The 21375-nt window shown below is 50.9% G+C and carries 17 protein-coding genes; 12 read left to right on the top strand and 5 right to left on the bottom strand.

Annotation, left to right across the window (positions count from 1 at the left end; all coding sequences use genetic code 11):
• Positions 1 to 38 precede the first annotated feature (38 nt).
• Complete coding sequence (locus CG67_RS10255) at positions 39 to 1190, top strand: MFS transporter (RefSeq protein ID WP_025902857.1); 1152 nt, start codon at positions 39 to 41, stop codon at positions 1188 to 1190.
• 51 nt (positions 1191 to 1241) lie between these two features.
• Here CG67_RS10255 and pflA read toward each other — a convergent pair whose 3' ends face one another.
• The 4 genes from pflA to ycaO all read right to left on the bottom strand — a co-directional run bounded on the left by pflA (position 1242) and on the right by ycaO (position 7458).
• Complete coding sequence (pflA, locus tag CG67_RS10250) at positions 1242 to 1982, bottom strand: pyruvate formate lyase 1-activating protein (RefSeq protein WP_025902856.1); 741 nt, start codon at positions 1980 to 1982, stop codon at positions 1242 to 1244.
• Between the two features lie 149 nt (positions 1983 to 2131).
• Entirely contained in the window at positions 2132 to 4414 is a 2283-nt protein-coding gene (pflB, locus tag CG67_RS10245; protein WP_025902855.1) for a formate C-acetyltransferase, read from the bottom strand.
• An 88-nt stretch (positions 4415 to 4502) separates the two neighbouring features.
• Positions 4503 to 5363: a formate transporter FocA gene (gene focA / locus CG67_RS10240; protein WP_025902854.1), complete on the bottom strand. Its 861-nt coding sequence runs from the start codon at positions 5361 to 5363 to the stop codon at positions 4503 to 4505.
• A 331-nt stretch (positions 5364 to 5694) separates the two neighbouring features.
• Positions 5695 to 7458 (bottom strand): 30S ribosomal protein S12 methylthiotransferase accessory factor YcaO, encoded by a 1764-nt coding sequence (ycaO, locus tag CG67_RS10235; protein ID WP_025902853.1) that lies wholly within the window; start codon positions 7456 to 7458, stop codon positions 5695 to 5697.
• 291 nt (positions 7459 to 7749) lie between these two features.
• Between ycaO and serC the strand changes: the two genes are divergently transcribed.
• The 11 genes from serC (at position 7750) to CG67_RS10180 (ending at position 20534) form a co-directional block, all read left to right on the top strand.
• Positions 7750 to 8835: a 3-phosphoserine/phosphohydroxythreonine transaminase gene (gene serC / locus CG67_RS10230; RefSeq protein ID WP_025902852.1), complete on the top strand. Its 1086-nt coding sequence runs from the start codon at positions 7750 to 7752 to the stop codon at positions 8833 to 8835.
• Positions 8836 to 8911: 76 nt separating this feature from the next.
• Positions 8912 to 10192: a 3-phosphoshikimate 1-carboxyvinyltransferase gene (gene aroA, locus CG67_RS10225; protein WP_025902851.1), complete on the top strand. Its 1281-nt coding sequence runs from the start codon at positions 8912 to 8914 to the stop codon at positions 10190 to 10192.
• 200 nt (positions 10193 to 10392) lie between these two features.
• Positions 10393 to 11076 (top strand): (d)CMP kinase, encoded by a 684-nt coding sequence (gene cmk, locus CG67_RS10220; protein WP_025902850.1) that lies wholly within the window; start codon positions 10393 to 10395, stop codon positions 11074 to 11076.
• A gap of 125 nt (positions 11077 to 11201) precedes the next feature.
• Positions 11202 to 12881, top strand: coding sequence for a 30S ribosomal protein S1 (rpsA, locus tag CG67_RS10215; RefSeq protein ID WP_025902849.1), 1680 nt, complete (start codon positions 11202 to 11204; stop codon positions 12879 to 12881).
• A gap of 90 nt (positions 12882 to 12971) precedes the next feature.
• A complete protein-coding gene (ihfB, locus tag CG67_RS10210) occupies positions 12972 to 13268 on the top strand; it encodes an integration host factor subunit beta (protein ID WP_025902848.1) in 297 nt (98 codons plus the stop codon).
• 194 nt (positions 13269 to 13462) lie between these two features.
• Positions 13463 to 15715, top strand: a complete 2253-nt coding sequence (locus CG67_RS10205) for a DNA internalization-related competence protein ComEC/Rec2 (RefSeq protein WP_025902847.1) — start codon at positions 13463 to 13465, stop codon at positions 15713 to 15715.
• Between the two features lie 34 nt (positions 15716 to 15749).
• Positions 15750 to 17498 carry a lipid A ABC transporter ATP-binding protein/permease MsbA gene (gene msbA, locus CG67_RS10200; protein ID WP_025902846.1) on the top strand — a complete coding sequence of 583 codons (1749 nt, stop codon included), beginning with the start codon at positions 15750 to 15752 and terminating at the stop codon, positions 17496 to 17498.
• Positions 17495 to 18478 (top strand): tetraacyldisaccharide 4'-kinase, encoded by a 984-nt coding sequence (gene lpxK, locus CG67_RS10195; protein WP_025902845.1) that lies wholly within the window; start codon positions 17495 to 17497, stop codon positions 18476 to 18478. The genes msbA and lpxK overlap by 4 nt, the downstream gene beginning before the upstream one ends.
• Before the next feature lie 146 nt (positions 18479 to 18624).
• Positions 18625 to 18807, top strand: coding sequence for a Trm112 family protein (locus CG67_RS10190; RefSeq protein ID WP_025902844.1), 183 nt, complete (start codon positions 18625 to 18627; stop codon positions 18805 to 18807).
• On the top strand, positions 18804 to 19559 hold the full coding sequence (gene kdsB / locus CG67_RS10185; protein ID WP_025902843.1) for a 3-deoxy-manno-octulosonate cytidylyltransferase: 756 nt from the start codon (positions 18804 to 18806) through the stop codon (positions 19557 to 19559). Before CG67_RS10190 ends, kdsB begins: the two co-directional genes overlap by 4 nt.
• Before the next feature lie 81 nt (positions 19560 to 19640).
• Positions 19641 to 20534 carry a phosphotransferase gene (locus CG67_RS10180; RefSeq protein ID WP_025902842.1) on the top strand — a complete coding sequence of 298 codons (894 nt, stop codon included), beginning with the start codon at positions 19641 to 19643 and terminating at the stop codon, positions 20532 to 20534.
• A 15-nt stretch (positions 20535 to 20549) separates the two neighbouring features.
• Here CG67_RS10180 and elyC read toward each other — a convergent pair whose 3' ends face one another.
• A complete protein-coding gene (elyC, locus tag CG67_RS10175) occupies positions 20550 to 21305 on the bottom strand; it encodes an envelope biogenesis factor ElyC (protein WP_029991128.1) in 756 nt (251 codons plus the stop codon).
• Positions 21306 to 21375 lie beyond the last annotated feature (70 nt).

Here is a 21375-nt window from a genome sequence, read left to right as displayed (position 1 = left end):
CATTATTCGCCACATTATTTCCTTCTGTGGTTATGGCTATGTCTGCATGGTCCCGTCCCGTATTGCTTTTACTTAGTGGTTTATTGTTATTAACCATTGCGATTGCGGTGTTAAATACGCTTGTGCCTTTGTGGCTGGCTCATGACCAGTTTGCGACCTGGCAGGTTGGCGTCGTCAGTTCTGCTTATTTCTCCGGTAACTTACTCGGTACGATCATTGCCGGCAAAGTGATTCGCCGGCTCGGTTTTAACCGCAGTTATTACTTTGCTGCTGCGCTGTTTGCAATGGCAACCGGGGCTTTGCTCATCGCTGGCGGTTTTGCAGGCTGGACGTTGTGGCGTTTCCTGGCAGGGACCGGCTGTGCATTAATCTGGGTTGTTGTCGAGAGTGCTTTACTGTGTTCAGGTACACCGCGCAACCGCGGACGCCTGTTGGCAGCGTATATGATCGTTTATTATATTGCTACGGTGTTGGGGCAGTTACTGGTCAGCTTCGTTTCCGATAAAGCAGGTTATGTACTGCCTATGTTGGTGATGCTGATTATCGTAGCCTTCCTGCCATTACTGTTTACCCGTATTAACACCCCTGAAATCGCGGATGAAGCTGAAACGCCTAATGTTCGTGAGATGTTCGGCCGTCATTCTTCTCGCTTAGGGATCAATGGCTGCATCCTGTCCGGTGTGGTGCTGGGTTCATTGTATGGCTTACTCCCCTTATACCTTTCACATCGTGGCATGAGTGATTCGAATGTAGGCTATTGGATGGCATTATTGGTCAGTGCTGCGATCCTCGGGCAGTGGCCGATCGGTCGGCTTGCAGATCGTTTCGGGCGTCTGATGGTGTTACGGATCCAGGTATTTATGGTGATACTGGGCGCTCTGGCCATGTTATCTCAAATGGCAATGGTACCGGCGTTGTTTATTCTGGGATGCTCCTGTTTTACGCTCTATCCGGTGGCCATGTCATGGGCTTGTGAGAAAGTGGCACATCATGAACTGATTGCTATGAACCAGGCTTTGCTGCTGAGTTATACCATTGGCAGCCTGCTGGGGCCGGTAATGACCTCATTGCTGATGGAACACTACTCGGACAATATTCTGTTTACTATGATTGCAGCCGTGTCTTTTGTTTATCTGGTGATGTTACTGCGAAAAGCAGACCACCAGACGACCCCGGTAGCACATGCCTGACTCTCAGACTAACGACAAAAAAAGGGCTGCTGGCCCTTTTTTGTCCGGAGATCAGTAAATGACCTTATGGCCATAACCGGCAATAATGGCCTTAATTCTTTCCATTGTTTCTTTCGGTGGAGGCCGGACGCCTTCGAGCTGATAGTCTTCACCCATGGCCGTCCATTTATGTTTGCCCAGCTCATGATAGGGCAGCAGTTCAACCTTCGTAATATTATCCATCGGCGCGATAAACTGTCCCAGTTGATGGGCTGATGCATCATCATCGCTGTATCCCGGCACGACCACGTAACGTATCCAGGTATTCTGCCCACGTTTGTGTAAATACTCTGCAAATTCCAGCATCCGATGATTTGGCACACCGGTCAGTTTCTGGTGGATCTCATCATTAATTTGTTTCAGATCCAGCATAACCAGGTCTGTCACATCAAGCAGTTCGTCGATCACTTTATCATAACGGCGAACGAAGCCATTGGTGTCCAGACAGGTATCAATGCCTGCCTCTTTGCAGGCCCGGAACCAGTCACGAACAAACTCTGCCTGCAAAATTGCCTCACCGCCGGATGCCGTCACTCCACCGCCGGAAGCCTTAATATAGTGACGGTAAGAGAGAAGGTCATCCATCAGTTCCTTAACTGATACCTCTTTACCGCCATGGATATCCCATGTATCCCGGTTATGACAATAGAGACAGCGAAGCAGGCATCCCTGAAAAAAGACGATAAACCGGATCCCCGGTCCGTCAACGGTTCCACAGGATTCAATAGAATGAATATGACCAGTCACTGACATGGAATGGTTCCTCTTTTTACCTGCAACGGTGTATGCAGGGCGGATATTCAACAGGCTACGATGGTCGTATTGTTATCTAACCGATAATAAAACAACGCAAGTAAAAAGGCTCCTTTTAAGGAGCCTTAATCGGTCATGACTCAGTGGCTTCAGATAGACTGAGTAAACGTACGGGTAATGACATCATGTTGCTGTTCTTTCGTCAGAGAGTTGAAGCGAACGGCATAACCTGAGACACGAATAGTCAGTTGCGGATATTTTTCCGGATCTTCCATCGCTTCCAGTAACATTTCACGATTCATAACATTTACGTTCAGATGCTGTCCACCCTCAATTGCTGATTCATGGTGGAAGTAGCCATCCATAAGACCTGCCAGGTTTGCTTTACGCACATCATCATCTTTACCCAGCGCGTTAGGCACAATGGAAAAGGTATAAGAGATGCCATCTTTCGCATAGGCAAACGGTAATTTCGCGACGGAAGTCAGTGATGCAACAGCACCTTTCTGGTCACGTCCATGCATCGGGTTAGCCCCCGGACCGAAAGGTGCGCCAGCCCGGCGACCATCCGGGGTATTCCCGGTTTTTTTACCATAAACCACATTGGACGTAATGGTCAGGACAGACTGCGTTGGCACCGCATTGCGATAGGTATTCAGTTTCTGAATTTTTTTCATAAAACGTTCTACCAGGTCACACGCGAGGTCATCAACACGTGAATCGTTGTTACCGAATTGCGGATACTCCCCTTCGATATCAAAGTCGATGGCCAGGCCATTCTCATCACGCACCGGCCTTACTTTTGCGTATTTAATGGCGGAAAGTGAGTCAGCAGCGACAGATAACCCGGCGATACCACACGCCATAGTGCGGTAAACATCACGGTCGTGTAGCGCCATAAGGGCAGCTTCATAGCTGTATTTATCATGCATGTAATGGATAATGTTTAGCGCAGTGACATACTGAGTCGCCAGCCAGTCCATAAAGTGATCCATCCGGTCCATCACTTTATCAAAATCCAGCACCTCATCGGTCATTGGCGCTTCTTTCGGACCGACCTGGATTTTCAGTTTCTCATCCATGCCCCCGTTGATGGCATAGAGCATCGTTTTCGCCAGGTTAGCACGGGCGCCGAAGAACTGCATTTGTTTACCGATCACCATCGGGCTGACACAACAGGCAATTGCATAGTCGTCACTGTTGAAATCCGGACGCATCAGGTCATCGTTTTCATACTGGATAGACGAGGTATCGATAGAAACTTTTGCCGCAAATTTTTTGAAATTCAGCGGCAGGTGTTCTGACCAAAGGATGGTCATGTTAGGTTCCGGTGAAGGTCCCATGGTGTAGAGGGTATTCAGGAAGCGGAAGGTACTTTTGGTGACCAGTGTCCGGCCGTCAAGCCCCATCCCGGCCAGTGATTCTGTTGCCCAGATAGGATCCCCGGAAAACAGTTCATCATATTCCGGTGTCCGCAGGAAACGAACCATACGTAATTTCATGACCAGGTGGTCAATCAGTTCCTGAGCCTCATCTTCACTGAGTTTTCCTGCACGGATATCGCGTTCAATATAGATATCGAGGAACGTTGAGACGCGGCCAAAAGACATGGCCGCACCGTTCTGTGATTTTACGGCGGCCAGATAGCCGAAATAAGTCCACTGAACGGCTTCCCGGGCGTTTGCCGCCGGTACAGAGATATCACAACCGTAACGGCTGGCCATCTCTTTCATGTCTTTTAATGCCTGATATTGATCCGCGATTTCTTCCCGCAGGCGGATGGTATCTTCCAGATTTTTACCGCTTTCAAGATCACTCTGAAGAGAACCAAACTGTGCAAGTTTGTCTTTCATCAGGGCATCAATACCATACAGTGCCACACGACGATAATCACCGATGATCCTGCCGCGACCGTAGGCGTCAGGTAAGCCGGTCAGGATACCGGATTTACGGCAGCGCATGATATCGGGGGTATAGACATCAAAAACCCCCTGGTTATGGGTTTTACGGTAGTCAGTGAAGATTTTTTTCAGTGACGGGTCGAGCTGGCGGCCGTAAACCTGACAGGAGCCTTCCACCATACGGATACCGCCATAAGGGATCAATGCACGTTTGAGCGGGGCATCCGTTTGCAAACCAACGATTTTTTCCAGGGACTTATTAATATATCCCGCATCGTGAGAAGTGATTGTGGAGGCAAGGTCAGTATCAAAATCGACCGGTGCATGGGTACGGTTTTCGATTTTAATCCCTTCCATGACTTTATCCCAAAGCACGGTGGTGGCTTCGGTCGCAGTACTCAGGAAGGTTTCATCGCCTTCATAAGGAGTGTAGTTTTTCTGGATAAAATCGCGGACATTAATGCTGTCCTGCCATTCACCCGCAGTGAATTCCTGCCACGCCAGGGTCATTTTTTCGTTGAGTTCAGTCATGATATGCCTGCCTTATTAAGTTGAGTTGAACGCACTGGCAGCATTATGCGTGCCTGGCGGTACAAAGAATCCGTAAGGTAACGAGCGGTCACTGACTGACACCGTCGTTACGCAGATAAATCATCCAGTAAGTTAAGCCTACTAACAGGCCTCCGCCGAGAATGTTGCCCAGGGTGACCGGAATCAGATTGTTCAGAATAAAATGTCCGGGGGTCAGGGAGGGGAATTGATCTGCTGAGATCCCCGCCGTTTGCCAGAATTCGGGAGACGCAAAGTTTTTAATGATGATCCCTAAAGGGATCATGAACATATTAGCAATGCTGTGCTCAAAACCGCTGGAGACAAACATTGTGACCGGTAAAATCATGGCAATCGTTTTTTCGGTGAGTGAACGACCGGCATAACTCATCCACACAGCCAGACAGACCAGCAAATTGGCCAGTATTCCCAGCACGACAGCCTCAACAAAGGTATGGTGCATCTTATGGTCAGCCGTTTGCAGGACATTCATTCCCCAGCCTCCGTTTGCCAACATATGCTCTCCGGAAAACCAGATTAACCCGACAAAGAAAAGCGCACCAAACAAATTTCCTATGTAGACGTTGACCCAGTGCCGTGCGAGCTGACCCCAGCTGATACGTTGACTGGCTTTAGCGACCACCATAAGGACGGTTGATGTAAAAAGATCGGCACCGCAGACCACGACCAGAATCAGCCCGAGTGAAAAACAGAAACCGCCTGCCAGTTTTGACAAACCGTAAGGCAGAACAGCACTCCCGGTCGTCGCGGTGATGTAAAAGGTAAACGCGATGGAGATAAATACGCCGGCAGTGATAGCCAACAAGAACGTGGTTAAGGGATGTTTCGAGGCTTTATATACCCCGGTATCTTCGGCAACTTTAGCCATGGCTGCCGGCATCAGTAAATCAAAAGGATTGTCAGTTTTCACACTAACCCCTCCGGGTATTTCGCTGAATTAAGCGTAACAAAACGGCTATGAAGGCAACTTGATATGGATCATCATTCACCTCTGCAGGCAGAGTAAAAGGGGGAGTTTTAGAGGTGTTTTCAGGTTAATTCATTGAAATAAAACGATAAAATTTTTTTTAAAAAATATCCTTATTTTTGATTTTTGTGCTATCGCCCTACCGTACGGTAGTTGTTTTACCAGGAGAGCTGAGCCGGAAAACAGGCTCGTCATTAAAAGAAGAAAAGCGGGGGGCAGAAAGAAAAACAGCGCCATTCTCACGGCGCTGTCGGGAGTGCTAAAAGGCAGGGTATCAGCGTGTTTTCCAGTGCTCACGTTTGGCGTTCTGGAGTTTCTCATAAGCTGCCAGCAATGACTGATGTGCAGGGAAGGCCTGCAGATCGGTATCCACAGGATGTAATCCATAGAAAGGCGCTTCACCGCTGAGGGCGGCAGAGGCGGCTTCAACGGTATCACTGCCGTACATCCGGTTAAACGCGTTCAGATATTCCACCGCAGTACGTTCATCTTCCTGAGCCAGTAACAGTAATGTCTGCAGACAGCGGTAGTAATTTGCCCGTTCAGCACTGAAGACAGAACCATTAAACTCAATGGTCCACTCTGTCCAGATCAGGGCCTGCTCTGTATCACCTCCGGCCAGGGCAAGCATGGCTTTCAGTTCACCGACACGCAAGGTAGACCAGCCACTGTCTTTACCGGTTGCCAGACCGAGCAGTTCACGCACCCGGGTGAAATCATCCAGACCTTCATCATCTATCCGCGTGATCAGATCCAGATAATCCTGAGCCTCCCACTCACTGTCAGGCAGACTCAGGAAGAGATCACGGAAATCTGCCCCCATGTTGTTATTAGCCAGCATCAGGTCTTCTGCAGGATAAATATCTGACATGCCAGGGACGATAATACGGCAGGCATAAACCCCGAGATGTTCGTAGTCCGCAATATAGACTTCCTGCTGCTCCGCTTTAAAGATATTCATCAGCGTCGTAAATTCTTCGCCAGTCGTGCCGGAGAAAGACCAGTCAGCAAACGGATAATCAGGCGTGTCTTTGAACATATCCCAGGAAATCAGGCCGCTGGAATCGATGAAGTGCGTTTCCAGATTGGTGTGTTCAGCGACTTCTTCATCATCGAATGTTGGCGGTGTGAAGACGTCGAGATCTTTCAGACTACGGCCCTGTAACAGTTCGGTGACGGTACGCTCCAGAGCTACACCAAAGTCAGGGTGTGCGCCGAATGAGGCAAAACAGGTGCCATTCGCGGGATTAAACAGCACGACACAGATCACCGGATACTTGCCACCCAGCGATGCATCATAGGCAAAAATAGGGAAACCTTCGGCTTCCAACTGACCGATAGCCTCAGTCACGGCAGGATAACGCGCCATCACCGCATCAGGAATTTCCGGCAGACTGATGGACTCAGCAATAATGCGGTTTTTGATATAACGCTCGAAGACTTCAGAAAGCCCTTGTACACGGGCTTCACTCGCGGTATTCCCTGCCGACATGCCGTTAGAAACATACAGGTTACCGATGATATTCATCGGAATATAGACCGTTTTGTTGTCCGACTGTCGGGTGAACGGCAGGGCGCAGATCCCGCGTTCATCATTGCCGGATTGTAAATCGATCAGCAGGCTGGCCCCCAGAACATCATCCGGGTCATAAAATTTACGTAAACCTTCATCGAGCAGCCCTTCCGGCAGGCTGTCATCTTCCGTCAACGGGAACCATTTTTCGTCCGGGTAATGTACAAAATCACCTTCTGAAATACGGTTGCCCAGCCAGAAATCGGCAAAGAAATAGTTAGTGGATAAACGCTCGAAGTATTCACCCAGCGCCGAGGCCAGTGCCGCTTTGCGGCTTGCGCCTTTACCATTAGTAAAGCAGAGCGGACAATCGCGATCGCGGATATGTACTGACCATACATTGGGGACAGGGTTCAGCCATGAGGCTTCTTCAATATTGAAGCCAAGTGCCTGTAATTTGTCCTGGAACCGGGTAATGGAATCTTCCAGTGCAGCATCTTTGCCAGGTATAAATGTTTGTGTCATGGGCCGCGTTCTCCCGGGGATCATGAGTAATTGAGTTGCCGGCAATGATACGGATTTTCTTTCTCTATCGCTATGAGGATGAATGAAAATTCTTACCCGCGCAGAATGCGGCGGCTGAGGGAGCCTGCAGGCCTGTAAACGGTGGCAGGATAAAACACCAACGCCATGAAGGAACAGGGGGATATCCTTTAAAATCATCTCCGGCAGAGATTTATTATTGCAGCGTTATTGCCGCAGTGATAAAACCGGTAAGTACCGGATAATCATTCGTTGTAACCATGGTGAGTATAAATGACGCAGGTGTATAATTTTAGTTCTGGCCCCGCAATGTTGCCAGCAGAAGTACTTCGTCGTGCACAGCAGGAACTGACCAACTGGCAGGGACTTGGCACGTCTGTAATGGAAATCAGCCATCGCAGTAAAGAATTCATCCAGGTGGCGGAAACGGCTGAGCAGGATTTTCGTGATCTGTTGAAAATCCCTTCGAATTACAAAGTACTGTTCTGCCATGGTGGCGGGCGCGGGCAATTTGCTGCTGTCCCTGGCAACCTGCTCAACGGTGCAAGCCATGCGGATTATGTCGACGGGGGTTACTGGGCACATAGCGCCATCAAAGAAGCTGAAAAATTCTGTACGCCAAACACTATCGATATCAAAGTCAGTGAAGAGGGCAAAACGGCGCTTCTGCCGATGAGCCAGTGGAAACTGAATGATAATGCGGCTTATGTTCACTATTGCCCGAATGAAACGATTGATGGCACGGCGATTTTCGAACAACCGGATTTCGGCGATAAAGTGGTTGTGGCTGACTTTTCGTCCACCATTTTGTCCCATGAAATTGATGTCAGCCGTTATGGTGTGATTTACGCGGGTGCTCAGAAAAATATCGGTCCGGCCGGGCTGACACTGGTGATCGTCCGTGAAGATTTGCTCGGCAAAGCCCGTACCGATTTACCGTCAGTCTTTAATTATTCCGTGCTGGCAGACAACGGTTCGATGTTTAACACCCCACCGACCTTTGCCTGGTATCTCTCAGGGTTAGTGTTCCAATGGCTGAAAGAGCAGGGGGGGGTACCTGCAATGGAAAAACGTAACCAGCAGAAAGCGGATCTCCTGTACAGCACCATTGATAACAGTGACTTCTACCGGAATAATGTGGCAGCAGCCAACCGTTCACAGATGAATGTGCCTTTCCAGTTGGCGGATTCTGCGCTGGATAAACTTTTCCTGGAAGAGTCTCTGAGTCAGGGACTGCATGCGTTGAAAGGCCACCGTGTGGTCGGCGGAATGCGTGCTTCCATCTATAACGCTATGCCACTGGCTGGCGTACAGGCCCTGACTGATTTTATGCTGGACTTTGAACGTCGCCACGGCTGATACCCCCGGGGATGCCGGTTTTTGTGTTTACCCCGTCATGGACGGGGTTTTTGTCTTTTAAAAAGAGTGATTTTACATGTCGGATTCTCTGACCTTACAACCTGTTGCCCATGTTGAGGGCACCGTAAACCTGCCGGGTTCTAAAAGTGTTTCAAACCGGGCCCTGTTACTTGCTGCCATGGCGAAAGGTACGACACGCCTGACCAACCTCCTGGACAGCGATGATATTAAACATATGCTGAACGGATTGTCCCTGCTCGGGGTTCAGTATTCACTTTCTGACGACCGTACCGAATGTGTTGTGACCGGGACCGGGGACGCATTACGCTCCCCGGGCGCGGTTGAACTGTTTCTGGGGAATGCCGGTACCGCAATGCGTCCGCTGGCCGCGGCGTTAAGTCTGGCCGGCAATGATATCATCCTGACCGGTGAGCCTCGCATGAAAGAACGGCCGATTGGCCATCTGGTCGATGCTTTGCGTCAGGGCGGCGCGGAGATTACTTACCTGGAAAATGAAGACTATCCGCCACTGCGTATTGAGGGAGGTTTCACCGGGGGCGAGATCAGTGTGGATGGCAGCGTCTCCAGCCAGTTTCTGACGGCGTTACTGATGGCGGCACCTCTGGCACCGCAACAGACGGCTATTACTATCAAGGGTGATCTGGTCTCGAAACCTTATATCGACATTACGCTTAACCTGATGAAATGCTTTGGTGTTACGGTAGAAAATCAGGCCTATCAGCGTTTTGTTATCGAAGGAGAGCAGCAATATCTGTCTCCCGGTGATTACCTGGTCGAGGGAGATGCATCCTCCGCCTCTTATTTTCTCGCGGCAGCGGCCATTCGTGGCGGTACCGTGCGGGTGACCGGCATTGGCCGGAACAGCGTTCAGGGTGATATCCGTTTTGCGGATGTGCTGCAGAATATGGGCGCGGAGGTCGAATGGGGTGACGATTATATTGCCTGTCGCCGTGGCAGTCTGAAAGGTATCGATATGGATATGAACCATATCCCTGATGCGGCCATGACCATTGCGACTACCGCGCTGTTTGCTGAAGGCACTACGCGGATGACCAATATCTATAACTGGCGTGTGAAAGAAACCGATCGTCTGGCGGCGATGGCAACGGAATTGCGTAAAGTGGGTGCGGTGGTTGAAGAAGGCCATGATTACATCGAAATCACACCACCGCAAAAGCTTCAGCATGCGGATATCGCGACCTACAATGACCACCGTATTGCGATGTGTTTCTCGCTGGTGGCACTTTCAGACACGCCGGTGACTATTCTTGATCCGGGCTGTACGGCGAAAACATTCCCTGATTATTTCCGGCAGTTTGCGGCATTGAGTCAGTAAAAATTGCCCGCGATGATAAATTATCGTCTATGTTTATTCTCAGCACCGGGACACCGGTGTTGAGAGATTAGCTGAAAATGTTGTTTTCCTGGCTGACTGACAGCATAAGCCTCTGCTACTTATTACGTTTAAGAGAAGGTATACTGATAGCTGATGGCGTTTTTACAGGCTGAATTCAGTAAAGTGACAAGGAGATAACGATGACAACAGTCCCGGTGATTACCATTGATGGCCCGAGCGGAGCAGGAAAGGGTACGTTATGTAAAGCCCTGGCTGAAACATTGCAATGGCACTTACTTGATTCAGGGGCTATCTATCGGGTGCTCGCATTGGCCGCTTTGCATCATCAGGTGGATATCAGTTCCGAAGAAGCATTAGTTCCTATCGCTGCCCATCTGGATGTCCGCTTTGTGTCGGTAGAGGGCGAGTTGCAGGTGATCCTCGAAGGTGAGGAAGTCACCCACGAAATCCGTACCCAGGAAGTCAGCAATACCGCATCTAAAGTCGCCGCTTTCCCGCGCGTTCGTGAGGCATTACTGCGTCGCCAGCGCGGATTTAAAGAAGCACCAGGCCTGATTGCGGATGGCCGTGATATGGGCACCGTGGTCTTTCCGGAGGCCCCGGTGAAGATATTTCTCGATGCAAGTGCAGAAGAAAGAGCGCAACGACGCATGCTACAGTTGCAGGAGAAGGGCTTTGATGTTAACTTTGAGCGCCTTTTATCCGAGATAAAAGAACGGGATGATCGGGACCGCAATCGTGCAGTGGCACCTTTGGTTCCTGCAGCGGACGCGCTGGTGATTGATTCGACCGGCATGACTATCGACCAGGTGATTGAAAAATCTCTGAATTATGCGAAGTCCTTGCTGAAGAGTTTCGATTAATTCCCGGGGAACACCGTACAGAATGCTTTACCTTCGTTTCATGGATGAGGCGAAGAATGTGAAACAACCCCATCCGACATGATGTCAGATGGACGTTAAATTGAAGAATCCTGAAGATTATCAATATGACTGAATCTTTTGCTCAACTCTTTGAAGAGTCGCTGAATGAAATCGAAACCCGTCCGGGTTCCATTGTTCGTGGTGTTGTTGTTGCTATCGACAAAGACATCGTCCTGGTTGATGCGGGCCTGAAATCTGAATCTGCAATTCCTGCAGAGCAGTTCAAAAACGCAGCCGGCGAACTGGAAATCCAGGTAGGTGACGAAGTTGATGTAGCCCTGGACGCTGTCGAAGACGGCTTCGGTGAGACTCTGCTGTCCCGTGAGAAAGCTAAGCGTCACGAAGCGTGGATCACGCTGGAAAAAGCTTACGAAGAAGCTGAAACTGTTACCGGTGTTATCAATGGCAAAGTCAAAGGCGGCTTCACTGTTGAGCTGAACGGTATTCGTGCGTTCCTGCCAGGTTCACTGGTAGATGTACGTCCGGTTCGTGATACTCTGCACCTGGAAGGCAAAGAGCTTGAATTCAAAGTAATCAAGCTTGATCAGAAACGTAACAACGTCGTCGTTTCACGTCGCGCGGTTATCGAATCTGAAAACAGTGCTGAACGTGATCAGCTGCTGGAAAACCTGCAGGAAGGCATGGAAGTCAAAGGTATCGTTAAGAACCTGACTGACTACGGTGCATTCGTTGATCTGGGTGGTGTTGACGGTCTGCTGCATATCACTGATATGGCGTGGAAACGTGTTAAACATCCAAGCGAAATTGTTAACGTTGGCGACGAAATTACAGTTAAAGTACTGAAATTCGACCGCGAACGTACCCGTGTATCTCTGGGCCTGAAACAGCTGGGCGAAGATCCTTGGGTTGCTATCGCTAAGCGTTACCCGGAAAGCACTCGTCTGACCGGCCGTGTAACCAACCTGACTGACTACGGCTGCTTCGTTGAAATCGAAGAAGGCGTTGAAGGTCTGGTACACGTTTCTGAAATGGACTGGACTAACAAAAACATTCACCCATCTAAAGTTGTTAACGTGGGCGATGTTGTTGAAGTTATGGTTCTGGACATCGACGAAGAACGTCGTCGTATCTCCCTGGGTCTGAAGCAGTGCAAATCTAACCCATGGCAGCAGTTCGCAGAAACCCACAACAAGGGCGACCGTGTTGAAGGTAAAATCAAGTCAATCACTGACTTCGGTATCTTCATCGGCCTGGACGGTGGCATCGATGGTCTGGTTCACCTGTCAGACATCTCCTGGAACGCGACCGGCGAAGAAGCTGTTCGTGAGTACAAAAAAGGCGACGAAATCGCTGCCGTTGTACTGCAGGTTGATGCAGAGCGCGAGCGCATCTCTTTAGGCGTTAAGCAGCTGGCTGAAGATCCTTTCAACAACTACATCACACTGAACAAAAAAGGTGCGATCGTAACTGGTAAAGTTACTGCAGTTGACGCGAAAGGTGCTACAGTTGAATTAGCTGACGGCGTTGAAGGTTACCTGCGCGCTTCTGAAGCTTCACGCGACCGTATCGAAGATGCGACTCTGGTTCTGAACGTAGGCGACGATGTTGAAGCTAAGTTCACCGGTGTTGATCGTAAGAACCGCGTTGTAAGCCTGTCTGTTCGTGCGAAAGACGAAGCTGACGAGAAAGATGCAATTGCTACTGTTAACAACAAACAGCAAGACGAAAGCACCTTCTCTAATGCGATGGCTGAAGCATTCAAAGCAGCATCTAAAGGCGAGTAATTGCCCTGAAGAGACAGACAACGGTGTAATGCTGTTGTCTGTTCAGGCAAGCTGTCAAAAAGTTCCCTAAAGGAAATCACCGGAGGATTCATGACTAAGTCAGAGTTGATCGAACGCCTTGCCAGCCAGCAAACTCATATACCGGCTAAGGCTGTTGAGGATGCTGTTAAAGAGATGCTTGAACATATGGCATCGACCCTGGCACAAGGCGAACGCATCGAAATCCGGGGATTTGGCAGTTTTTCTTTGCACTACCGTGCTCCCCGTACTGGCCGTAACCCGAAAACGGGTGACAAAGTGGAACTGGAAGGTAAATACGTTCCCCACTTTAAACCAGGAAAAGAGTTACGTGACCGTGCGAATTTAGCGGTTAATGCCAAAGCCTGAATTTCAGAAGATGCTAAAAACGATACCTTAGGGTATCGTTTTTTTTTGCCTGTTGTGAACCCGCCCGCTCGCCTTTCCCCTCTGTATGACGTCTTCAGGTAATCTTTGTGGTTATCCTGCACATTCCTTCTGCTGGCTGTTTTCATTCCTGAACCGGAACGGGCACTGTTCTCTTTCGCCTCCGGGAGGGAAAGATGAGCCTGATACTTTTTTCCGGTATTACCGTCCTTGCTTTGTCTGCTTTACTTTTCTTACCGGAACTTCCGACCGGAAGCGTACTGTGCGGGATCGCCGTCCTTTCATTCGTGTTGTTACGTAGCGAAGTTCGGATATTGCAGGCGCTGGCCTGGCTGGGAGGTATCTTCTGCTGGGGAGTACTGGTGGCACAACAACAAATTAATCAGATCGATAAACTGACCCGAAGGCCACTGGAGGCTGAAGTCAGGGTCATCACGACAGAACCAGGCCGGCAGCAGATCAGCATAAAAATCGTCTCAGTTTCCGGACAAGCACAGTTTCCGGCGTTACAAGCCCGGGTAACTGTGGGGGACGAGGTGACGGAATTTTGTGCCGGACAGCGGTGGCGGATGCGTTTGAGATTACGCCCGGTTCATGGCCGACTGAATGAGGGGGGATACGATCAGCAACGTGCAGCGTTGGCCGGTTACCGGCCGCTCGGCGGGCGCATCCTGCAAAAAACGGTGATCACGCCGGAATGCAGCCTCAGAGCGGATATTATGGCCGCGGCGGGAGAAGAACTGACCGGTCTGAAGTACGGTGGTGTACTACAGGCACTGCTGTTTGGTGTCCGGGATACGATATCCCCGCAAATTTCGCAACTCTTCCGTGAGACCGGGATTGCTCACCTGATGGCTATCTCGGGTATGCACATTGGCCTGGCTGCGGCATCCGGATGGGGAGTCATGCGATGTCTTCAGCGGGGGTTACCAGCCCGACTGATTACGCCCTTTCTGCCTGGCATGATCAGCCTGTTACTGGCGGGCTGTTATACCTGGCTCTCCGGGATGCAGGCTCCGGCATTACGGGCCATGCTTGCTATGAGTCTCTGGCAGATCTTTCGTCAGCATTATTTCAATTTCAATAGCTGGCAGATCTGGCTGTTATGTGCCGGGGGCCTGCTGCTCAGTGACCCGATGTTTGTATTATCGGACAGCTTCTGGTTATCAACACTGGCAGTGCTGATGTTACTGGTCTGGTATCGGTGGTTTGCCTTACCCCGGCACTATGCCCGTCATTGGCGCTGGCGAAGCCTGCAGCTATTACATCTGCAGTCGGGGATGTTGTTACTGATGCTGCCGCTACAGGCGTTATTATTTAATGGTACCAGTCTGGTGGCGTTACCGGCAAACCTGATAGCGATTCCGCTGGTCTCTCTGTTTACATTGCCCGTTGCAGGGTTGGCCTTGCTTCTTACACCGACAGGGTTCGCCGGACTTTTCTGGCAATTGGCTGATAAATCTCTCACCCTGTTGGTGATGTTGCTTGAGTCTCCACCCCCGGGATGGTGGTATGTGACCGATGCTTATTTATGGGGCACGGTGGTTTGGGGTGGCCTGCTCTTTTTTCGTTCTGCCACTTGCTATCATTACCCCTTTCACGGCCTGACGTTATTACTCTGTTGCCTGCTTTGGCGCTATCCGCCGCGTAATGAAGAATGGCGAGTGGATATGCTGGATGTCGGGCATGGGCTGGCCGTTGTTATAAGCCAGGGGGATGAGGCGATAGTTTATGATACCGGGAATCGCTGGCAGCAAAGCAATGCCGGTGAACGCATTATTGTTCCCTGGTTATTAAGGCACGGATTGAAATTGCAGCAAGTCATTATCAGTCATCGTCATCTGGATCACTATGGCGGTCTGAGCGGGATCCTGTCTTACTGGCCGGCAACCCCCGTCAGAACAGCATTGTCCCGCCGCGGACATCTTCGCTGTTTTCGCGGAGATCGCTGGCAGTGGCAGCGACTGAGCTTTACCGTGCTATGGCCTCCTGCTGGCAGCACTAACGGCCAGAATAATGACTCCTGTGTGATTAAAGTCTCTGATGGTTTTTTCAGCCTGTTGCTGACCGGGGATCTTGAACGTCAGGCAGAAATGAAGCTTGTCGCGCTGGAGAAGCAGCACCTGCAGGCAACCTTTCTCCAGGTACCTCATCATGGGAGTAATACCTCGTCATCGCCGGTTCTGCTGAGGTCGGTAAACGGTGAGGTGGCTATGGCGTCTCTTGCCCGTTATAACGCATGGAAAATGCCGTCATTGAAAGTGATTGAGCGTTATCGTAAGGCGGGGTTTCGCTGGTCGGATACCGCGATATCGGGGCAGATCTCGTTGCGGATTTACCAGCGTCATTATCGTATTTCAGAAATGCGCGAAGAAATTTTCCCTCGCTGGTATCATCAGTGGTTTGGTGTAAGGCCTGAATCCAGGTAGAATAACCGGTAATCTCAAACAACGTGAAGAAATAATGCATTCAGATAAAGATCTCTCAACGTGGCAGACATTCCGTCGGCTCTGGCCAATGATTGCTCCGCATAAAGCGGGGCTGGTCGTTTCAGCAATTGCATTGGTCCTTAATGCCGCCGGTGACACCCTAATGTTATCGTTGCTTAAGCCTCTGCTTGATGATGGTTTTGGTAAAGCCGATAAATCCGTTTTAATTTGGATGCCCTTAGCCGTGATTGGCCTGATGCTGATGCGTGGCATCACCAGTTATATCTCAAGTTACTGCATCTCCTGGGTTTCCGGTAATGTGGTCATGCGGATGCGTCGTAGCTTGTTTGCCCATATGATGGGAATGCCGGTGGCCTTCTTTGACCAGCAGTCAACCGGGACCTTGCTTTCCCGGATCACCTATGACTCTGAGCAGGTAGCTTCTTCCTCTTCCAGTGCGCTGGTGACTGTTGTCAGGGAAGGGGCCTCGATTATCGGCCTGTTTATTATGATGTTCTATTATAGCTGGCAGCTATCGTTGATCCTTATCGTGTTGGCTCCGATTGTTTCTTTTGCCATCCGCTTAGTGTCTAAACGGTTCCGTAATATCAGTAAGACAATGCAGAACACGATGGGGCAGGTGACCACCAGTGCTGAGCAAATGCTCAAAGGACACAAAGAAGTATTGATCTTTGGTGGCCAGGAAATTGAGACCAAACGCTTCGATGTGGTCAGTAACCGTATGCGACAGCAGGGAATGAAGCTGGTTTCAGCCTCTTCTATTTCAGACCCGATTATTCAGCTGATTGCGTCCCTGGCGCTGGCCTTTATTCTGTATGCGGCCAGTTTCCCTGAGGTGATGGATACACTGACCGCCGGGACGATTACTGTCGTCTTCTCATCAATGATTGCACTGATGCGCCCGTTAAAGTCGCTGACGAATGTCAATGCGCAGTTCCAGCGCGGGATGGCTGCCTGTCAGACCTTATTCACCATTCTGGACTCAGAGCAGGAAACAGACACAGGTACCCGGGTTGTCTCCCGTGCCCGTGGAGACATTGCTTTCCGCAATGTGACTTTCTGTTACCCTGGCCGGGATATTCCGGCGTTACATAATATCTCCATGGAACTGCCCGCCGGTAAAACGGTTGCCCTGGTGGGACGCTCCGGTTCGGGTAAATCGACCATTGCCAGTCTGCTGACCCGTTTTTACGATATTCAGTCCGGTGAGATTATTCTGGATGGCCATGATCTGAAAGAATACACCTTGCAGTCATTACGTAATCAGGTAGCGCTGGTGTCTCAGAACGTGCATCTGTTCAATGACACTATTGCCAATAACATCGCGTATGCCCGTGAGTCTGAATACAGTCGTGCAGATGTCGAACGTGTTGCAAAAATGGCCCATGCCATGGACTTTATCAGTAAAATGGAACATGGCCTGGATACCGTGATCGGTGAGAACGGGGTCCTTTTATCCGGTGGTCAGCGCCAGCGTATTGCTATCGCCAGGGCGTTACTGCGCGATTGCCCCATTCTTATTCTGGATGAAGCAACTTCTGCGCTTGATACCGAATCTGAACGCGCGATCCAGTCGGCTCTGGATGAACTGCAGAAAAACAGAACATCCCTGGTGATTGCTCACCGCTTGTCGACTATCGAAAAAGCGGATGAGATCGTGGTTGTCGAAGACGGGCGGATTATCGAACGTGGTTCTCATGCAGAATTGCTGGAGAAACGCGGTGCCTATGCTCAGCTTCACAGTATGCAGTTCGGGCAATGATTGAGCGCCTCTGGAGCGGAAAGTCAGGAGGGTGGCGACTCCTTCTGCCATTCTCTTTGCTGTATGGTGCTATTACGGCCATTATCCGCTGGAGCTATCGTCGTGGCTGGCGCAAAAGCTGGCGGGCGCCTGTTCCGGTGGTTGTGGTAGGTAACCTGACCGCCGGAGGCAATGGTAAAACACCGGTGGTTATCTGGCTGGTGGAACAACTCAGAGCCAGGGGAATTTCCGCGGGGGTTGTTTCCCGCGGATATGGCGGCAAAGCCGAACGTTATCCTCTGGTTCTGAAAGACACGACCACCACGGCGGAAGCCGGGGATGAGCCGGTGCTGATTTATCAGCGTACCGGGGTGCCTGTCGCTGTCGCCCCGCGGCGATCAGATGCTGTTGCGGCTCTGCTGGGATCCTCACCGGTCGAGGTGATTATTACTGACGATGGCTTACAGCATTACGCGCTGGCCCGCGACCTTGAAGTCGTAGTGGTTGATGGTGTGCGACGTTTCGGGAATGGCTGGTGGCTGCCGGCCGGTCCGATGAGAGAGCGCACATCACGTCTGAAGGAAGTGGACGCGGTGGTGACAAACGGGGGAGAAGCTCATGCCGGTGAAATTGCCATGCAGCTGGTCTCCGGGGAGGCCGTCAATCTGCTGAGCGGTGAAACCCGGCCACTGTCAGCCTTGACCGATATTGTGGCGATGGCGGGTATTGGTCATCCTCCCCGTTTCTTTTCTACACTGAAATCCCGCGGAGTGACCCCGGTGGCAGAAATTGCTTTCGCTGACCATCATGCGTATTCGGCGCAGGAACTTGAGGTATTGCTTTCCGGCGCTCAGCAACTGCTGATGACCGAGAAAGATGCGGTTAAATGCCGCCAGTTTGCCCGGGCCAACTGGTGGTATTTGCCGGTGACTGCGCAACTGAGCGGAGAAGCCGCATCGGTATTACTGGATAAAATAGTTCACCTTAGCCAGCCACAATAATACCCCGTTAGCGATCCCCGGATCCCGATCCCTGACAGAGGCCTGATGGCCTCTGTTTTCTTTTTCCGGCTATGACAAATCATGTTTCCTCCCGGGCGGCTGTGATATGCTATCACTCTGTACCCGCGGTCCGTGATGGAGGAAATATGGATCACCGTTTACTCGAAATAGTGGCATGCCCGGTCTGCAATGGTAAATTGCAGTATAATCAGCAACAGCAGGAACTGATCTGTAAACCTGATGGCTTAGCCTATCCGGTGCGTGATGGTATTCCCGTTTTACTGGAAAATGAATCCCGTCCATTGACAGCGGATGAGAGCCTGTCATGAGTTTTGTGGTCATCATTCCTGCCCGATATGCCTCTACACGCCTGCCCGGAAAACCGCTGGTTGATATCAATGGCCTGCCGATGGTTGTCCACGTACTAAATAAGGCGCTGGCCTCCGGGGCAGACCGTGTGATTGTGGCGACCGATCATCCGGCAGTGGCTGAGGCAGTTACGGCAGCGGGTGGTGAAGTCTGTATGACCCGTGAAGATCATAACTCAGGCACTGAGCGTCTGGCCGAGGTTATTGATGCCTGCCAGCTGGCCGACGATACCATTATTGTGAATGTGCAGGGTGATGAGCCCCTGGTTCCGCCGGCGATCATTCGGCAGGTAGCTGAAAACCTTTCGCAGGCCAGTTCCGGAATGGCGACCCTGGCGGTTCCTGTGACCGAAGCGGAAGAAGCCTTTAACCCGAACGCAGTCAAAGTGGTGACTGATCATCAGGGATATGCACTGTATTTCTCTCGTGCAACTATCCCCTGGGATCGTGAACGCTATGCAGCCTCACGCGATACCATTGGGGACACCTTATTAAGGCATATTGGTATTTATGCGTATCGTGCCGGGTTTATCCGTCGTTATATCCGCTGGCAGCCCTGCGCGCTGGAGCAGATTGAATTGCTGGAGCAGCTAAGAGTGCTCTGGTACGGTGAAAAAATACATGTGGATGTCGCGCTGGAAACACCACAAGTGGGTGTAGACACACAGGCTGATCTTGAGCGTGTGCGTGAGATCCTTGCAGAACAGCAATAACTTCCAGTCCGGCCGGTAAGGGAAAGGCTGACGAAATGTCCCTGATAGCGGGCCGCGTGATGCAGCTTATCAGGAGGAAAAATGGAACTGTTAAAGGCTGAACTCAGCCTTATCCTCGGGGAATCGATCAGCAGAATTGAGACGCTTCATTGCCAGGCACAATCCTGTCTGTATGCTATTTATGACAGGGCCGGGCATGCGATGCCGATGGCCGTACGCTGTTTTTCCCAGCCAGGCATGGCCGAACAGGAAGCCAGAAAACTGATGCTATTGCGTCAGAAAGGGACAATCCATCTCCCCGTCGTCTATGGTGTTGTGGTCAGTGAACGGCTGCCGTTTCATGAATTACTGCTGGTGGGGCGCATCGGAGGCATCTCTGCTGAAGCCCCGGCCCATTCGGCTGAACAATGGCAAACATTGGCACAGCAAATTACGGAAGGGCTGGGAGCGTGGCACTCACACTCTGCTGACGGGATGAGTGGCTATGTCGACAGCACTCAGAAAATCAGCTGGTCCGACTGGTATTTTCAACACACCTCAGTGCTCCTTGCGCTGCTGCGGCAGAAACATCAAACGGTGATTTCTTCAGACGACCAGCAACTGCTGTCCCGGAGCCAGCTCTGCCATGCCACATTATTTGCTGATCTTAACGCACCGAATGTGATGGTGCATGGCAATCTGACCCTGAACACCATCCTTAAAGATCCGCACACCGGTCATTTGCTGGCGATGGTTCAACCCGGAAGAATGCTCTGGGCTCCGGCAGAGTATGAACTTTTTCGCTTGCAGAATTCGCCACAGGAACAGAGCCTGTTACAGTGTTATCTGAAAAAATACGGTGTTGATGAAGGCTTTATATGGCGGTGTTCGCTCTATCGCCTCTGGGACCAGGTGGATCATTTAATTCATAATCGTCCGTTTTCGACGGAGTTATATCGTCAGGCCAGGGACAGCCTTCTTCCCTGGCTCGAATAACAACCGCAGTCGTGGCTAGTCTGTCAGGCGCTGCCACCCCCGACCCAGCGTTTCATACCATGCTCTCTCGCTGTGAGACAGCCAGAGCGGAGAAGGGGTTAATTCCTCCCAAAAATTCAGGGGGCTGGTGATCGCCATCTGATTCGCCGGTGCAGGGACTGGCGTTAATCCTTCCCTGAGGAAGAACTGCATCGCTCTTGGCAGATGATTAGCGGACGTGACCAGGATCAGCGGGTGATTTCCGATAAGCTGCCGGACTGCCGCCGCTTCTTCAGCGGTGTCTCTGGGCTTATCCAGTTGAATGATATCCTGTGCCGGGACCCCCAGTGACTCAGCGACTTCTGCAGCCACACTGGCATTACTGCGCGGATTTCCCTCAGCTCTGGCTCCGGTAAAGATCATCTTCGCTCCCGGAGAAAGGCGCCACAACCGGACACCTTCGGTCACCCGCGGCAGACTGTTGCCAATCAGATTCGACCCGGGAGCCCAGTGAGGATTGTAGGTATATCCGCCCCCCAGAACGACGATATAGTCACCGGGGCGTCCGTCCCGCAGTGTCGGATACTGTGACTCCAGTGGCGCGAGTAAGTGATCGGCGACAGGTTGCAGGCTTAGCAGTAATAAAATCACCCAACTGGCGGAAAGTAATGTCCGGGCGGTTTTTTGCCAGTGAGTAAACCATAATAATAAAAGCGCCAGCCCCATGCAGATGAGAAGCAGCGGCAGGGGTAGCAGCATTCCCCCGATCACTTTTTTAAGCATAAAAAGCATAAATATCACCAGTTTTGTCTGAAAAAACAGCAGCCGGTAGCAATATAAAGGATGAAAGATTCATTCTTAC

The sequence above is a fragment of the Tatumella sp. UCD-D_suzukii genome (assembly GCF_000611875.2).
Taxonomy (GTDB): Bacteria; Pseudomonadota; Gammaproteobacteria; order Enterobacterales; family Enterobacteriaceae; genus Tatumella; species Tatumella ptyseos.
Note: the sequence above shows the minus strand (reverse complement) of the source record. Positions and strands in the feature narration are given on the sequence as shown.

Excerpts from the sequence above, each read along its gene's own strand:
- CG67_RS10255 (WP_025902857.1), top strand. The coding sequence starts at position 39 with ATGTCTGCATGGTCCCGTCCCGTATTGCTTTTACTTAGTGGTTTATTG.
- pflA (WP_025902856.1), bottom strand. The coding sequence starts at position 1,982 with ATGTCAGTGACTGGTCATATTCATTCTATTGAATCCTGTGGAACCGTT.
- pflB (WP_025902855.1), bottom strand. The coding sequence starts at position 4,414 with ATGACTGAACTCAACGAAAAAATGACCCTGGCGTGGCAGGAATTCACT.
- ycaO (WP_025902853.1), bottom strand. The coding sequence starts at position 7,458 with ATGACACAAACATTTATACCTGGCAAAGATGCTGCACTGGAAGATTCC.
- serC (WP_025902852.1), top strand. The coding sequence starts at position 7,750 with ATGACGCAGGTGTATAATTTTAGTTCTGGCCCCGCAATGTTGCCAGCA.
- aroA (WP_025902851.1), top strand. The coding sequence starts at position 8,912 with ATGTCGGATTCTCTGACCTTACAACCTGTTGCCCATGTTGAGGGCACC.
- cmk (WP_025902850.1), top strand. The coding sequence starts at position 10,393 with ATGACAACAGTCCCGGTGATTACCATTGATGGCCCGAGCGGAGCAGGA.
- rpsA (WP_025902849.1), top strand. The coding sequence starts at position 11,202 with ATGACTGAATCTTTTGCTCAACTCTTTGAAGAGTCGCTGAATGAAATC.
- ihfB (WP_025902848.1), top strand. The coding sequence starts at position 12,972 with ATGACTAAGTCAGAGTTGATCGAACGCCTTGCCAGCCAGCAAACTCAT.
- CG67_RS10205 (WP_025902847.1), top strand. The coding sequence starts at position 13,463 with ATGAGCCTGATACTTTTTTCCGGTATTACCGTCCTTGCTTTGTCTGCT.
- msbA (WP_025902846.1), top strand. The coding sequence starts at position 15,750 with ATGCATTCAGATAAAGATCTCTCAACGTGGCAGACATTCCGTCGGCTC.
- lpxK (WP_025902845.1), top strand. The coding sequence starts at position 17,495 with ATGATTGAGCGCCTCTGGAGCGGAAAGTCAGGAGGGTGGCGACTCCTT.
- CG67_RS10190 (WP_025902844.1), top strand. The coding sequence starts at position 18,625 with ATGGATCACCGTTTACTCGAAATAGTGGCATGCCCGGTCTGCAATGGT.
- kdsB (WP_025902843.1), top strand. The coding sequence starts at position 18,804 with ATGAGTTTTGTGGTCATCATTCCTGCCCGATATGCCTCTACACGCCTG.
- CG67_RS10180 (WP_025902842.1), top strand. The coding sequence starts at position 19,641 with ATGGAACTGTTAAAGGCTGAACTCAGCCTTATCCTCGGGGAATCGATC.
- elyC (WP_029991128.1), bottom strand. The coding sequence starts at position 21,305 with ATGCTTTTTATGCTTAAAAAAGTGATCGGGGGAATGCTGCTACCCCTG.